General features: G+C 74.0%; 13 protein-coding genes. 8 read left to right on the forward strand and 5 right to left on the reverse strand.

All coding sequences use genetic code 11. The features are described 5' to 3' along the window. Positions 1 to 12 precede the first annotated feature (12 nt). From HJG43_03755 to pruA, 4 genes are all read left to right on the forward strand, one after another. Positions 13 to 603 carry an HAD-IA family hydrolase gene (locus tag HJG43_03755; GenBank protein UER55678.1) on the forward strand — a complete coding sequence of 197 codons (591 nt, stop codon included), beginning with the start codon at positions 13 to 15 and terminating at the stop codon, positions 601 to 603. Positions 604 to 660: 57 nt separating this feature from the next. Then, positions 661 to 2,121 (forward strand): wax ester/triacylglycerol synthase family O-acyltransferase, encoded by a 1,461-nt coding sequence (locus HJG43_03760; GenBank protein UER53818.1) that lies wholly within the window; start codon positions 661 to 663, stop codon positions 2,119 to 2,121. Then, a complete protein-coding gene (locus tag HJG43_03765) occupies positions 2,121 to 2,636 on the forward strand; it encodes a hypothetical protein (protein UER53819.1) in 516 nt (171 codons plus the stop codon). Before HJG43_03760 ends, HJG43_03765 begins: the two co-directional genes overlap by 1 nt. 85 nt (positions 2,637 to 2,721) lie before the next feature. Next, entirely contained in the window at positions 2,722 to 4,350 is a 1,629-nt protein-coding gene (gene pruA, locus HJG43_03770) for an L-glutamate gamma-semialdehyde dehydrogenase (protein UER55679.1), read from the forward strand. A 12-nt stretch (positions 4,351 to 4,362) separates the two neighbouring features. Here the strand turns inward: pruA and HJG43_03775 are convergent, their stop codons facing one another. Then, a complete protein-coding gene (locus tag HJG43_03775) occupies positions 4,363 to 4,809 on the reverse strand; it encodes a DUF2505 domain-containing protein (GenBank protein ID UER55680.1) in 447 nt (148 codons plus the stop codon). 93 nt (positions 4,810 to 4,902) lie between these two features. On the opposite strand from HJG43_03775, the gene HJG43_03780 reads away from it, so the two are divergent. The 3 genes from HJG43_03780 (at position 4,903) to HJG43_03790 (ending at position 12,235) form a co-directional block, all read left to right on the forward strand. Then, positions 4,903 to 5,733, forward strand: coding sequence for a tryptophan 2,3-dioxygenase (locus HJG43_03780; protein UER53820.1), 831 nt, complete (start codon positions 4,903 to 4,905; stop codon positions 5,731 to 5,733). Positions 5,734 to 5,814: 81 nt separating this feature from the next. After that, complete coding sequence (locus HJG43_03785; protein UER53821.1) at positions 5,815 to 10,749, forward strand: NAD-glutamate dehydrogenase; 4,935 nt, start codon at positions 5,815 to 5,817, stop codon at positions 10,747 to 10,749. A 13-nt stretch (positions 10,750 to 10,762) separates the two neighbouring features. Continuing rightward, complete coding sequence (locus HJG43_03790; protein ID UER55681.1) at positions 10,763 to 12,235, forward strand: PAS domain-containing protein; 1,473 nt, start codon at positions 10,763 to 10,765, stop codon at positions 12,233 to 12,235. An 88-nt stretch (positions 12,236 to 12,323) separates the two neighbouring features. Here HJG43_03790 and HJG43_03795 read toward each other — a convergent pair whose 3' ends face one another. Continuing rightward, the gene (locus HJG43_03795; GenBank protein UER53822.1) at positions 12,324 to 12,572 is read right to left on the reverse strand and encodes a WhiB family transcriptional regulator; all 249 of its coding nucleotides are present in this window, start codon (positions 12,570 to 12,572) and stop codon (positions 12,324 to 12,326) included. A gap of 346 nt (positions 12,573 to 12,918) precedes the next feature. Between HJG43_03795 and HJG43_03800 the strand changes: the two genes are divergently transcribed. After that, positions 12,919 to 13,329 carry a hypothetical protein gene (locus HJG43_03800; protein UER53823.1) on the forward strand — a complete coding sequence of 137 codons (411 nt, stop codon included), beginning with the start codon at positions 12,919 to 12,921 and terminating at the stop codon, positions 13,327 to 13,329. Between the two features lie 35 nt (positions 13,330 to 13,364). On the opposite strand, the gene HJG43_03805 is transcribed toward HJG43_03800, so the two are convergent. From HJG43_03805 to HJG43_03815, 3 genes are all read right to left on the reverse strand, one after another. Beyond that, entirely contained in the window at positions 13,365 to 14,072 is a 708-nt protein-coding gene (locus HJG43_03805; GenBank protein UER55682.1) for a SigB/SigF/SigG family RNA polymerase sigma factor, read from the reverse strand. A 141-nt stretch (positions 14,073 to 14,213) separates the two neighbouring features. Continuing rightward, positions 14,214 to 14,654: an anti-sigma regulatory factor gene (locus HJG43_03810; GenBank protein ID UER53824.1), complete on the reverse strand. Its 441-nt coding sequence runs from the start codon at positions 14,652 to 14,654 to the stop codon at positions 14,214 to 14,216. A gap of 64 nt (positions 14,655 to 14,718) precedes the next feature. Continuing rightward, on the reverse strand, positions 14,719 to 15,255 hold the full coding sequence (locus HJG43_03815; protein ID UER53825.1) for a GNAT family N-acetyltransferase: 537 nt from the start codon (positions 15,253 to 15,255) through the stop codon (positions 14,719 to 14,721). Positions 15,256 to 15,266: the final 11 nt, after the last annotated feature.

Raw genomic sequence — 15,266 nt, forward strand, 5'->3', positions numbered from 1 at the left:
CTGGACGGCGCGATGGCCGCCTGGGCCCAGGCGGACGGCATCGACTACGAGCACTTCACCGACGTCATGCGGACCTGGCACTCCCTCGCCCAGGCCGAGGCCGGTGGCGGCCCGGGCGCCGCCCCGGTGCACGCCCTGGAGCGCGGCGAGATCGCCGTCGAGGACTTCGAGCGGCTGCTCGCCGAGGAGCTCGCCGCCCGAGGCTCGCACGTGCAGGCGGCCGGGCTGCTCGGGCGGATGCTCGCCGGCCTGGAGCAGCCCGACCCGCTCATGCACGACCTGGTCCGCCGGGCCCGCCGCGCCGGGCTGCGCACCGTGCTGGTGTCCAACTCGTGGGGCAACACCTACGACCGCACCGGCTGGGACGAGCTGTTCGACGCCGTGGTCATCTCCGGCGAGGTCGGGATGCGCAAGCCGGAGCCGCGGATCTTCCACCACGCCGCCGCGCTCGCCGACGTGCCGGTCGAGGCCTGCGTGCTCGTCGACGACCTGCCGTGGAACGTCGAGGGCGCCCGCCGGACCGGGATGGCCGCGGTGCTGCACCGCGGCGACACCGCCGCCACCGCGGCGGAGCTGCACCGGCTCACCGGGATCCCGTTCTGAGCCGGCGGGTCGTTCTGAGCCGCCCGCCCCGGCCGGCCGGCGTGCCAGGATGATCGCGTGCCGGACCGCCTGACCCCGCTGGACCTGTCGTTCCTCTACCTGGAGGAGCCGGCCACGGTGATGCACGTCGGGTCGGTGATGACCTTCGCCGCCCCGGCCGGCGGCATCGACATCGACCGGGTGCTGCGGCACGTCGCCGCCCGGATCGCGTTCGTCCCCCGGTACCGGCAGCGGCTGCGCTCGGTGCCCTGGCGACTGGCCAACCCGGTGTGGGTGGACGACGAGCGGTTCGACGTCAACTACCACGTGCGGCGCTCCGCGCTGCCCCGCCCGGGCACCGACGAGCAGCTGCGCGAGCTCGTGGCCCGGGTGCAGCCCAGGCCGCTGGACCGCACCCGGCCGCTGTGGGAGGTGTACGTCGTCGAGGGCCTGGCCGGCGACCGGTTCGCGGTGCTGACCAAGGCGCACCAGGCCCTCGTCGACGGGGTGAACGCCGTCGACCTGGCCCAGGTGCTCCTCGACGACGACCCCGCGGCCCCGGAGCCGGTCACGGACACGTGGCGGCCCACGCCCGAGCCGTCGCTGGCCGAGCTCGTCGCCGGCGCGGTGATGGACGTCGTCCGTCGCCCGACCCAGGTGCTGGACGCCGCCCGCGCCGGGCTGGACGACCTGCGCGCCACCGCGGGCAAGGCCGTCGGCGTCCTCGGCGGTGTCCTCGGCGACGCCCTCGGGGGGATGGCCTCCGCCGCGCGGATCGCCGCCCGGCCCGCGCCCGACAGCCCCCTGAACGTCGAGGTCTGCGAGCACCGGCGGTTCGCGATGGTCGCCACCGACCTCGCCGACTACCGCGCCGTCCGGGACTTCCACGCCCGCGGCGGGCGCCGGCGCCGCCCTGCCGCCGGAACCCGGATCACCGTCAACGACGTCGCGCTCGCGACCGTGGCCGGCGGGCTGCGGGCCTGGCTGCTCACCCGCGGCGCCCCGGTCACCCCCACGACGGTGGTGCGGGCGCTCGTCCCGGTGAGCGTCACCGCCGACGAGCCGCCCGACGCCGGCGGGGTCGGCACGTCCGTGGCCTCGCTCATCGTCGACCTGCCGGTGGGGGAGCCCAACCCCGTGCTGCGCCTGCAGCAGGTCGCCTACCAGATGACCGCGCACGTCGAGTCCGGCCGGGCGGTCGGCGCCCGCCGGATCGCCGACATCGGCGGGTTCGCCCCGCCGACCCTGCACTCGCTCGGCGCACGGGTCGCCAGCGGGCTGTCCCGGCGGCTGTTCAACCTCGTCGTCACCAACGTCCCCGGCCCGCAGCACCCGCTGTACCTGGCCGGCGCGCGGATGCTGGAGACCTACCCGGTCATCCCGCTGGCCCGGGGCCAGGGGCTGGCGATCGGGATCACCTCCTACGACGGTGGCGTCTACCTCGGTCTCAACGGTGACCGGGAGGGGATGCGGGACATCGACGTGCTGGCCCAGTGCCTCACGGACGCCCTGGCCGAGCTGCGGGACACGGTCCGCTGATGCGCGTCTACCTCGCCGCCACCCTGCCGATGCTGCGCCGCGCGCACGCCGCCGGCCGGTACGCGGAGGCCGGCGCCCTCGGCCACGCCGTCACCCCCGCCCTGCGCGAGTGGTACACCGACGGCGACACCGAGGAGCTCGAGTACGCCGCGATGCTGGACGCCGCCGAGGCGTCCCTGCGGCTGCTCGGCGCGGACGACGACGCCCCCCGGCGGCGGGTCGTCGTCGCCGTCGAGATCCCCGACCGGGCGGCCCGGCCCGCCCCGGAGGCGGACGCCGACCCCGCGCACGTCCTGCCGTCCACCGTCGTCCTGGGGACCGCGGTGACCGCCGAGCACGTCGTCGCCGTCCACGTCGACGACGAGGCGGCGGAGGCGGACGTCGCCGCCGCCGTCGCCGCGCTGCCCGCCGCGACGCACGGGGACGAGGACGCCCGCTTCGTCGTCGACGGCGCCGACGGCCACGAGCTGCTGTGGTTCGACGTCTCGGAGATCGGGTCGCTGCTCGCCGGCTGAGCGCGGCGCCCGGGCGGGTGCAGGACCGCCCGGCCGGGTGACACGATGGCGGTACTGGCCAACCGACGCCGAGGAGGACACCGCCGTGGACGCCGTGACCCGGGTTCCCGCACCCGTCAACGAGCCGGTCCGGGACTACGCCCCGGGCAGCCCCGAGCGAGAGTCGTTGCAGCGCAGGCTCGAGCAGATGTGGACCGAGCAGGTCGACCTGCCGATGTGGGTCGGCGGCAAGCAGGTGCTCGGCGGGGGGCAGCGGATCGACGTCGTCGCGCCCTTCGACCACCAGCACGTGCTCGGCACCATGCAGGGTGCCACCCACGCCGACGCGGAGAGCGCCGTCGCCGCCGCCAGGGCCGCCGCGCCGGGCTGGCGGGCGATGAGCATCGACGACCGTGCCGCCGTCCTGCTCAAGGCCGCCGAGCTGCTGAGCGGCCCGTGGCGGGACACGCTCAACGCCGCGACGATGCTCGGCCAGGGCAAGACCGTCTACCAGGCCGAGATCGACGCCGCCTGCGAGCTCATCGACTTCTGGCGCTTCAACGTGCACTTCGCCCGGCAGGTCTACGCCGAGCAGCCGGTCGCCAACTCCCGGGGGGTGTGGAACCGCATCGACCACCGCCCGCTGGAGGGCTTCGTCTACGCGATCACCCCGTTCAACTTCACCGCCATCGGCGGCAACCTGCCGACCGCGCCGGCGCTCATGGGCAACACCGTCGTGTGGAAGCCGTCGCCCACCCAGACCCTCGCCGCGTACTACACGATGGCGCTGCTCGAGGCGGCCGGCCTGCCCCCAGGGGTGATCAACCTCGTCACCGGTCACGGCAAGGAGGTCTCCGACGTCCTGCTCGCCGACCGGGACCTCGCCGGCATCCACTTCACCGGGTCCACCCCGACCTTCCAGATGCTGTGGCGCACGGTGGGCCAGAACATCTCCACCTACCGGTCCTACCCGCGCGTCGTCGGGGAGACCGGGGGCAAGGACTTCATCGTCGCCCACCCGAGCGCCGACCCCAAGGTGCTGCTCACCGCGATGGTCCGCGGGGCGTTCGAGTACCAGGGGCAGAAGTGCTCCGCCGCCTCCCGCGCCTACGTGCCCCGCAGCATCTGGCGGACGCTGCGCGACGAGCTCGTCGAGGTCACCGAGTCGCTGACGATGGGCCCCACGACCGACTTCGCCAACTTCATGTCCGCGGTCATCGACGACCGTGCGTTCGCCAAGCACAAGGCGGCGATCGACCGGGCGCACACCCAGGACGGCATCACGGTGCTGGCCGGCGGCAGCTACGACGACGAGGTCGGCTGGTTCGTGCGGCCCACCGTCGTCGAGGGTGACGACCCCACCGACGAGCTGTTCACCACCGAGTACTTCGGGCCGATCCTCGCCGTGCACGTCTACGAGGACGACCGCTACGACGACATGCTCACCCAGATGGAGTCGGTGGCGGACTACGCCCTCACCGGGTCCGTCATCGCCCAGGACCGGACGGCGATCGCCGCGGCCACCGAGCGGCTGCGGTTCGCGGCGGGCAACTTCTACGTCAACGACAAGCCGACCGGCGCCGTCGTCGGCCAGCAGCCGTTCGGCGGGGCGCGGGCGTCGGGGACGAACGACAAGGCCGGCGCGGCGCAGAACCTGCTGCGGTGGACCTCGACCCGGTCGATCAAGGAGACGTTCGTACCGCCGACCGACTACCGCTACCCGCACATGGGGTGAGGCCGTAACCGGTCAGCGCTCGCCGGCCAGCCAGGCGGTGCCGACCTCCTGCTCCTTGCGGATCGCGGCGAGGAAGCTCGGCTGGGCGGCCTCCTCCAGCCTGCCGCCGATGAACGGCACGGACGCCTTCAGCTCCCCGGTCATCACCTCGACGGTGCCCTCCCCGTCGGGGACCAGGTTCAGGGTGCCGGACAGCCGGACCGGTGCGCCGGCGATCTCGACCACCACCGTGCCGGCCCGGGCGCCGTCGGCGTCCGGCGCCTCCCACGCCTCGACCTGCCGGACGTCGATGGTCGGGCCGACGAACCTGCGGGCCACGTCCGGGAAGTCGTCGGTCGGCAGCGTGCGCCGGGTGGACACCGTGAAGGCCCCGCTGGTGTCACCAGTGACCTCGATGTCGTACGACGTCGCGTGCGTCGCCACGAGCTTGCGCTCCTGGAACGCCTCGTCGGCGAGCATCGCCGCCACGTCGTGCGGGCTGGCCGGGTACCGGATCTCGTTGTCGACGCGCACACCCGGAGGGTAGCGTTACGGCGGCTAGGCTGCTCGATCATGACGGCGCCAGACCAGAACCCAGTGCCGGACGACAGCGCGCTCCCCGACGACCGGCACTTCGGCGAGCAGGGCGGCCGGCTCACCTACGGCAGCTACCTGCACCTGGAGCAGCTGCTCACCGCGCAGGTGCCCGAGTCGGACCCGCCGGCGCACGACGAGCTGCTGTTCATCACCGTGCACCAGGTCTACGAGCTGTGGTTCAACCAGCTGCTGCACGACCTCGTCGCCGTCCGGGGGGCCATGCTCGACGGCCGGCTGTGGTGGGCCCGGCACCTGCTGCACCGCGTCGACGTCATCGAGCGGGTGCTCGTCACCCAGCTCGAGGTGCTCGAGACCATGACCCCGCAGGACTTCCTGGAGTTCCGCGAGCGGCTGGCGCCGGCCAGCGGGTTCCAGTCCGTGCAGTACCGGGAGCTGGAGTTCCTCTCCGGCGCCAAGGACCCCGGCTTCCTGCGCCGGTTCCGCGGTCTGACCGACGCGGAGCGGGCCCGGCTGGAGAGGCGGCTCGACGAGCCGACCCTGTGGGACGCCTTCGTGCACGTGCTGGCTCAGGCCGGGCTACCCGCGGCGGACGACGACCAGGTCCGCGGCTCCCTGCTCGCCGTCGCCCGCGACCGGGAGCGGTACGGCGAGGTCTGGGAGCTTGCCGAGGGCCTGCTGGACCACGACGAGCGGGCCGCCCAGTGGCGAGCCCGGCACGTCCAGATGGTCGAGCGGCAGATCGGCACGAAGTCCGGCACCGGCGGGTCCTCCGGGGCCCCCTACCTGCGCAGCCGGCTGCCGCTGCGCTACTACCCGCTGCTGTGGGAGATGCGCGCCCACCTGTGAGACCGCTGCCCGCTAAGGTCGCCAGGAGGCGTGCGACGGTGCACGCCGCGGCCGCGCGCAGACGCTGAGGTGGAACCACGGATGACCACGCCCGGGGACGAGGCCCGCTCCCAGCTCCTCGAGGAGGCGGTCGAGGCGGCGCACCGGCCCGACGTGCCGATCGAGCAGCTGCGCGCCTTCGTGCACCGCTACTTCCGGCACGTCGCCGACGAGGACCTCGTGGCCCGTGAGCCGGTCGACCTCGCCGGCATCGCGCTCAGCCACGTGCAGGCCGCCGCCCACCGAGCCGACGGCACCGCCGCCGTCCGGGTGTTCACCCCGACCGTCGACGAGCACGGCTGGGCCACCGGGCACACGGTCGTCGAGATCGTCACCGACGACATGCCGTTCCTCGTCGACTCGGTGTCCGCCGAGCTGACCCGGCAGAACCGGGCCATCCACCTCGTCATCCACCCGACGTTCGTCGTCCGGCGCACCGTCACCGGTGACCTCCTCGACGTCCTGGACGCCTCGCCGTCCGCGGTGCCGACCGGCCGGCGGCACCCCGACTGGCCGGACGACGCCCGGGTCGAGTCGTGGATCCACGTGGAGATCGACCGGGAGACCCACCCCGGCCAGCTCGAGCAGCTCAGCGCGGCCCTGGAGTCGGTGCTCAGCGACGTGCGGGCGGCGGTGGAGGACTGGCCGAAGATGCGCCAGACCGCGCTCGACCTCGCCGACGAGCTCGAGCACCAGGTGCCGGAGGACCTCGCCGCCGAGGGCGCCGAGGGCGCCCGGCTGCTGCGCTGGCTCGTCGACGAGAACTTCACCTTCCTCGGCTACCGCGAGTACCGGCTGGGCACCGACGACGAGGGCGAGGACGTGCTGACCGCCGTCCCCGGCACCGGTCGCGGCATCCTGCGCTACGACCAGCGGCACGCCAGCGACAGCTTCGGCCGGCTGCCGGCGAGGGCCCGCGCCAAGGCCCGGGAGCGGCACGTCCTCGTGCTGACGAAGGCCAACTCGCGGGCCACCGTGCACCGGCCCAGCTACCTCGACTACGTCGGGGTGAAGTCGTTCGGACCGGACGGCAGCGTCGCCGGGGAGCGGCGGTTCCTCGGCCTGTTCACCTCGCAGGCCTACGTCGAGAGCGTCCGGCGGGTGCCGGTCATCGACGCCAAGCTGGAGGCCGTCCTGCAGCGGGCCGGTTTCGCCCCGGACTCCCACTCCGGCAAGGACGTCCTGACGATCCTGGAGACGTACCCCCGCGACGAGCTGTTCCAGATCAGCGTCGACGACCTGTACGACACCGTGATGGCGGTGCTGCAGCTGCAGGAGCGGCGACGGACCCGGTTGTTCCTGCGCCGGGACGCCTACGGCCGGTTCATGTCCGCGATGGTGTTCCTGCCCCGCGACCGGTACACCACCGAGGTCCGGCTGCGGATGGAGCAGATCCTGCGCGAGGCCTTCGACGCGGTCACCGTCGACTACACCACCCGGGTCAGCGAGTCCGTGCTCGCCCGGTTGCACTACGTGCTGCGGGTCCGGCCGGGGCAGGAGATCCCGGACGTCGACGTGGCCGCCCTGGAGCGCCAGCTCGTCGAGGCCACCCGCACCTGGGAGGAGGACCTCGCCGACGCGCTGCGCGCCGAGGTCGGCGAGGAGGAGGCGGCCCGGCTGACCCGCACCTGGGGCGGGGCGTTCCCGGAGGCGTACAAGGAGGACTTCTCCGCCCGGGTCGCGGTCAGCGACATCCGCCGGATCGAGCGGCTCGAGCGTCTCGGCGAGCAGACCGACGCCCGCGGGGAGCCGGCCGCGGCCGGCACCGTGGCGACGAACCTCTACGAGCCGGTCGGTGCCGCGCCGACCGAGCGGCGCTTCAAGCTCTTCCGCTGGGAGCCGCTGTCGCTGACCACCGTGCTGCCGTTCTTCCGCAACCTCGGCGTGGAGGTCGTCGACGAGCGGCCCTACGAGCTCGAGCGCAGCGACGGCCGGCTCGCCTACGTCTACGACTTCGGCCTGCGCTTCCCCTCCCGGGTCGCCCCGGACGCCGCCCGGGAGATGTTCACCGACGCGTTCGCCGCCGCCTGGGACGGGCGCACCGAGTCCGACGGGCTGGACGCCCTCGTGCTGCTGGGCGGGCTGACCTGGCGGCAGGTCGTCGTCCTGCGCGCCTACGCGAAGTACCTGCGGCAGACCGGGTCGACGTTCAGCCAGGACTACGTCGAGCAGTGCCTGCTCGCCAACGTGCCGATCACCCGGTCCCTCGTGCGGCTGTTCGAGGCGCGGTTCCAGCCGCGCGAGCCGGAGATCCCCCCGCCGGCACGCGAGGAGACTCAGGCCGCGCTGGTGGAGGAGATCCAGGGCGCCCTGGACGACGTGGCCAGCCTCGACCACGACCGGATCCTGCGCTCCTTCCTCGGCGCGATCACCGCCACGATGCGGACCAGCTTCTACCAGGTCGACGACGACGGGCAGCCCAAGCAGCACGTGGCGTTCAAGCTCGACCCCAGGAAGGTGCCGGACCTGCCCGAGCCCCGGCCGGCGCACGAGGTGTGGGTCTACGCCCCGCACGTCGAGGGCGTGCACCTGCGCTTCGGCGCGGTCGCCCGCGGCGGGCTGCGCTGGAGCGACCGGCGCGAGGACTTCCGCACCGAGGTCCTCGGACTGGTCAAGGCGCAGATGGTGAAGAACGCCGTCATCGTCCCGACCGGCGCCAAGGGCGGCTTCGTCGGCAAGCAGCTGCCCGACCCGGCCGAGGACCGCGACGCGTGGCTGGCCGAGGGAGTGCGCTGCTACACCACGTTCATCCGCGGCCTGCTCGACGTCACCGACAACCTCGTCATCGACCCGGACAAGGGCCGCCAGGTCGTCCCCCCGCCGCGGGTGGTGCGCCACGACGAGGACGACACGTACCTCGTCGTCGCCGCCGACAAGGGCACCGCCTCCTTCTCCGACATCGCGAACTCGGTGTCGCAGGCCTACGGCTTCTGGCTCGGCGACGCGTTCGCCTCCGGCGGCTCGGTCGGCTACGACCACAAGGCGATGGGCATCACCGCCCGCGGGGCGTGGGAGTCGGTCAAGCGGCACTTCCGCGAGATGGGCACCGACATCCAGAGCGAGGACTTCACCGTCGTCGGCATCGGGGACATGAGCGGGGACGTGTTCGGCAACGGGATGCTGCTGTCCGAGCACATCCGGCTCGTCGCCGCCTTCGACCACCGGCACGTGTTCCTCGACCCCGACCCGGACCCCGCGACGTCCTACGCCGAGCGGCGCCGGCTGTTCGACCGGCCCCGCTCGTCGTGGGCCGACTACGACCGCTCCCTCATCAGCAAGGGCGGCGGGGTGTACCCCCGCACGGCGAAGTCGATCCCGGTCAGCCCGCAGGTGCGCGCCGCCCTCGGTCTCGGTGACGACGTCCGGGCCCTGACGCCGAACGCCATGCTCAAGGCGGTCCTCACCGCCCCCGTCGACCTGCTGTGGAACGGCGGGATCGGCACCTACGTCAAGGCGTCGACCGAGACCCACGCGGACGTCGGGGACAAGGCCAACGACGCCATCCGGGTGGACGGCACGGACCTGCGGGCCAAGGTCGTCGGCGAGGGCGGCAACCTCGGGCTCACCCAGCGCGGCCGGATCGAGGCGGCGCTGTCCGGGGTGCGGATCAACACCGACGCCATCGACAACTCCGCCGGGGTCGACACCTCCGACCACGAGGTCAACATCAAGATCCTGCTCGACGCGATCGTCGCCGCTGGGGACCTCACCGGCAAGCAGCGCAACCAGCTGCTGCTGGAGATGACCGACGAGGTCGCCGCGCTCGTCCTGCGGGACAACTACGAGCAGAACGTGCTGCTCGGCAACGCCCGCCGCCAGGCGCGCGAGATGCTCCCGGTGCACCAGCGGTTCATCAAGTCGCTGGAGGCCAGCGGCGACCTCGACCGCTCGCTGGAGTTCCTGCCTAGCGACGCCGAGATCGCCGAGCGCATCGAGCAGCGGATCGGGCTGACCTCACCGGAGTTCAGCGTCCTCGTCGCCTACGCCAAGATCACTCTGGGAAAGGCGCTGCTGGCCACCGACCTGCCCGACGACCCCTGGTTCCAGCGGGTGCTGCGCGACTACTTCCCCCGGCGGCTCGTCGAGCGGTACGAGGACCGGCTCGCCTCTCACCCGCTGCGCCGGGAGATCGTCACCACCGGGCTGGTCAACGAGATCGTCAACCGGGGTGGCATCACGTTCGCGTTCCGGGCGATGGAGGAGACCGGGGCGGCGGCCGACCACGTCGTGCGGGCCTACGCGGTCGGCCGGGAGATCTTCGGCCTGCGCGAGTACGTCCAGGCGGTGGAGGCGCTCGACGCCAAGGTGGCGACCGACGTCCAGACGACGCTGTACCTGCAGTTCCGCCGCCTGCTGGACCGCTCGACCCGCTGGTTCCTGCAGAACCTGCGGGAGAGGTTCGACGTGGCCGCCGAGATCGAGAGGTTCGGTGCCGTCGTGGGGCGCTGGCGCGGGCGGATGGGCGAGCTGCTGTGCGGCGGGGAGTGCGAGCGGTTCACCGAGCAGGTCCAGCGGATGGTCTCCCTCGGCGTGCCGCAGGAGCTCGCCGTCCGGCACGCCGGCCTGCTCGACGAGTTCGCCCTGCTCGACGTCGCGGAGACCGCGACGACGGAGGACACCGACCCCGACGAGGTGGCCCGGGTGTACTTCACCCTCTCCGAGCGGTACGGCGCCGACGTCATGCTGCGCCGGATCGCCGAGCTCGACCGGCAGAACCGCTGGGAGGCGCTCGCCCGCGGCGCGCTGCGCGACGACCTCTACGCCGCGCTCGAGGCGCTCACCCGCGCCGTGCTGGCCCAGACCGACGGCGGTGACCCGCTCGAACGGGTCCAGGCGTGGGAGGCGGGCAACGCCGGCCAGCTGGCCCGGGTGCGCCAGACGATCGACGACGTGCAGCGGCTCGACCGCAGCGACCTGGCGTCCCTGTCGGTCGCGCTGCGGCTGCTGCGCGGGGTGATCCGCTCCGGGTCGAGCTGACCTCGTGGCGACGCTGACCGAGCTCGTCCGCCGGCACACCGGGCTGGGCGCCGTCGACGAGGAGTGGCTGCACCTGCTGGTCGGCGACTGGCAGCTGCTGTCGGACCTGTCGTTCGCCGACCTCGTGCTGTGGGTGCCGCGCCGCGACGGCGGGTTCGTCGCCGTCGCCCACTGCCGCCCGTCCACCGGGCCGACCGTGCACTACGACGACGTCGTCGGCCAGGTCGTCGCCCCCGGCGCCCGCCGGCAGCTCGACGCCGCGTACGCCGACGGCCGCTCGCAGCGGGCCCGGGAGCCGCAGTGGCGCGACGACGCCCCGGTGCGGGAGGAGGCCGTCCCGGTGGTCCGCGACGGCACCGTCGTCGCCGTCCTGGGCCGTTACACCAACCTGGCGACCGCCCGGACGCCGAGCCGGCTCGAGCTCACCTACCTCCAGCTCGCCGACGCGCTGACCGCGATGGTCGCCGGCGGCGGCTACCCGGTCACCGGGGCGCCGACCGGGCTGCGTCGCGGCGCGCCCCGGGTCGGGGACGGGCTGATCCGTCTCGACGTCCACGGGACGGTGCGCTACGCCAGCCCGAACGCGGTCTCCGACCTGCACCGGCTGGGTTTCGTCGGCAACCTCGTCGGGCAGTCCCTCGCGGAGGTGGTGACCGGTCTCGTCGAGGCGCCGGACCCGGTGGACGAGGGGCTGCCGCTCGTGCTGACTGGCCGGGCCCCGTGGCGCACCGACGTCGAGGCCCGCGGGGTCGCGCTGTCCCTGCGCGCCGTGCCGCTCACCGACGGGCCGCCCCCGTCGGCCGGGGGCCGGCGGACCGGGGCCATCGTGCTGTGCCGCGACGTCAGCGAGCTGCGCCGCCGGGAGCGCGAGCTGCTCACCAAGGACGCGACCATCCGGGAGATCCACCACCGGGTGAAGAACAACCTGCAGACGGTCTCGGCGCTGCTGCGGCTGCAGGCGCGCCGACTGCCGGCGGGGGAGGGCCGGGCCGCGCTCGAGGAGGCCGTCCGGCGGGTGGCGACGATCGCCCTGGTCCACGAGACGCTCGCCCAGGGCTTCCAGGAGACGGTCGACCTGGACGACGTCGTCGACCGCGCGGTGCGGCTGGCCTGCGAGGTCGCCGGTACCGCGCCGGTCACGGCCCGGAGGACCGGGCGGTTCGGGGTGGTACGCGCCGAGGACGCCACCCCGCTGGCGCTCGTCATCACCGAGCTCGTGACCAACGCCGTCGAGCACGGGCTGGCCGGGCGGGCCGGTGAGGTCGAGGTCGACGGGCACCGGGACGGCCAGTGGCTGACGGTCCGGGTCCGGGACGACGGGGTCGGTGTCGCCGGCCTGCAGCCGGGGGCGGCGGTGCCGCCCGCCGCGGGGCTGGGCACCCAGATCGTCCAGGCGCTCGTGCAGTCCGACCTGCGGGGGCGGATCACCTGGGCGGCGCGGGAGGGCGGCGGCACCGAGGTGACCGTGGAGGCACGGCTGCGGTGAGCGGGCCGGGTGCGGACGTGCGACGAGGCAGGGCGCCCGGTGCTCGGGCGCCCCGCCTCGTCGGGGGTCGGCGGGGGAGGTGCGGCGGTCAGCCGGCGCGGCGGGCCCGGGCGTTGCGGCGCTTGAGCGCACGCCGCTCGTCCTCGGACATACCGCCCCAGACGCCGGCGTCCTGGCCGTTCTCGAGCGCCCACTTCAGGCAGCTCTCCACGACCTCACACCGCCGGCAGACCGCCTTGGCCTCCTCGATCTGCAGGAGCGCCGGGCCGGTGTTCCCGATCGGGAAGAACAGCTCCGGGTCCTCGTCGAGGCAGGCAGCGCGGTGGCGCCAGTCCATCAGTTCTCAGTCTCCTTCTCCGCTTGTGAACCATTTCACGAGTGCTCACCCACAAAAAGGCGCGCCATCGTCCAGGCGCGCCCCGCGTGACGTACCACCCTCGCAAGGTCCGGACGGTTACACAAGGGGTCGTGCCCAACATCACCCAGGTGTCGTCCTGAGTGCTTGCCCACAGACGGCCCGAGACGTCGGCTGTCGCGTAACGCCACACTGACGTGCACGCCGACTCTAGAGCCGAACCCGGCGCCCCGCCAGACCATCCGCCGGGCAGGGTCCCGGGCGTGTCACCTGTCGCAACGACGGGTCGGCGCGCCGTGTTCCGCCGGAGCCTGGCAGCCTGGGGCGGATGAGCCAGCCCCCCGCCCCGGTACGCCGCCCGCCGCTGCAGGTCGCGGTCGTCGCCCTCGTCGCCCTCGAGGCCGGGATGCTGCTGGGCGTGGCGGTCTTCTACGTCGTGGGGATCGCGCGCGGCGCGGCCAGCGACGTCGTGGTCGCCGCGTTCACCGCCGCCCTCGCCGTGGTGGTCGGCGGTGCGCTCGGGGTGTTCGCCCGGGGACTGTGGGGGGGGCGCCGGTGGTCGCGCGCCCCGGTGGTGACGTGGAACCTGCTCGTCGGGTTCTCGGTGCTCAGCAGCGGGGGCTGGCGGACGCCGGTCGGCCTGGGTGTGCTCGTCGTCGCCGTCGTCGTCCTCGTCGCGGTGCTGTCGCCGACGGTGACCCGGGCGACGTCGTCCGCGGCCAACCCGCCGGTCACCTGACGGGGCGGTCGCCCGGGGCTCCCCGGTCGGGGGGCTCACCCCTGGTCGGCGCCCGGGTCGGTGAGGCCTTCGCGGAGCTGGGCGAGCGTGCGGCTCAGCAGCCGCGAGACGTGCATCTGGGAGATGCCGACCTCGGCGGCGATCTGGGACTGGGACATCCCGCGGACGAACCGCAGCGCGAGGATGCGGCGCTCGCGGGCGGGCAGCTCCTCGAGCAGCGGGCGCAGCGCCTCCCGGTTCTCCACGGTCTCCAGGGCGGTGTCGTCCTCGGCGAGCCAGGACTGCGGGCCGTCGTCGGCGTCCGTCTCCAGCGGGACGGTGGAGTAGGCGCCCGCGGACTCCAGGGCCTCGAGCACCTGCTCGGGGTCGACGCCGACGCGCTGCGCGAGCTCGTCGACCGTGGGGGAGCGCCCGAGCTCCTGGGCGAGCACGGCCCGGGACTCGGTGAGCGTGCGGGACAGCTCCTGGAGCCGCCGCGGGACCCGGACCGCCCAGCCGCGGTCCCGGAAGTGCCGGCGGATCTCCCCGAGGACGGTGGGGACCGCGAAGGAGGCGAACGCGTGGCCGCGCTCGGGCTCGAACCGGTCGACGGCCTTGAGCAGGCCGATCGTGCCGACCTGGACGAGGTCGTCCAGCGGCTCACCGCGGTCGGCGTACCGGCGGGCCAGGTGGTGCACGAGCGGCAGGTGGGCCTCGACGACCCGGTCGCGCAGCGCCCGGCGCTCGGGGTCGTGCTCGGTCATCGCGCACAGCCGGGCCAGGTCGGCGACCACCGCCGGGTCCTGCCCGTTGACGGGGCGTCCCCCGGTGCCGGTGTCGCGTGGCTGCGGCACCTCAGCGGTCACGAGCGGGCCTCCCTCACGCTCGTCCGTCACGCTCGTCCGTCACCCTCGTCGGACCCGACGGTGCCGCAGCGTGATGGAGCTGGAGCCGTTCCCGGACTCGGTGTCGATCTCGCCGGCCAGCGCCTCGAGCACCGCCCAGGCGAAGCTCGAGCGCTCCGGCAGGGTGGTGGCCGGGCCGGTCACCCGGACCTGCAGGACGTCGTCGCCGAGGTCGAACGCGGCCCGCAGCGGCGCTCGGGTCTGCGGACCGGCGCCGGCACCGGGGTCGTCGGCGGGGTCCCCGCCGACGCCGAGCAGCAGCGCGCACGCCTCGTCGACGGCGATGCGCAGGTCCTCGATCTCGTCGAGGGTGAGGTCCATCCGGGCGGCCAGCCCTGCCGTCGCCGTCCGCAGCACGGCGAGGTAGGCCGGGTCGGTCGGCACCTCCAGCTCGACCCGGTCGGTGCTCACGGGGGTGTCCCTCGACGTCACGGGGACCATGGTGACCGGTTCCGCCGGGGACGGCGACCGCGCATCCGGCGGCCGGTGCTCAGGCGGCCGGTGCTCAGGCGGGTGCGGCGCCGAGCGACTGCAGCGCCTCGCCCTCCAGCCGCCAGGTGGTCCACTCCTGCAGCGGCGCGGCGCCCAGCGACCGGTAGAAGCCGTGGGCGGGGCTGTTCCAGTCCAGCACCGCCCACTCCAGCCGGGTCCAGCCGCGGGCCGTGCACTCGGCGGCCAGCGCCTGCAGGAGGGCGCGGCCGAGGCCCCGCCCGCGGTGCTGCGGACGGACGTAGAGGTCCTCGAGCCAGATGCCGTGCCTGCCCCGCCAGGTGGAGTAGCTGACGAACCACAGCGCCATGCCCACGACGGCGGTCTCCACGACGTCGCTGTCCACGACGTGGGGGCCGCCGCCGGCCACCTCGACGACGTGGCAGTGCACCCGAGGGTCCGGCCCGAACAACGCGTCGGCGAGGTCCTGCGCCGTCCCCTCCACGGCGTCCGGCTCCCTCTCGTAGGCGGCGAGCTCGCGGACCAGGGCGTCGACGGCGGTGACGTCGTCCGGGCGGGCGGGGCGGACGCGCCAGGCAGGGGTCGTGGTCACCGGGTCAGCAT

The sequence above is a fragment of the Kineosporiaceae bacterium SCSIO 59966 genome (assembly GCA_020881835.1).
GTDB lineage: Bacteria > Actinomycetota > Actinomycetes > Actinomycetales > SCSIO-59966 > SCSIO-59966.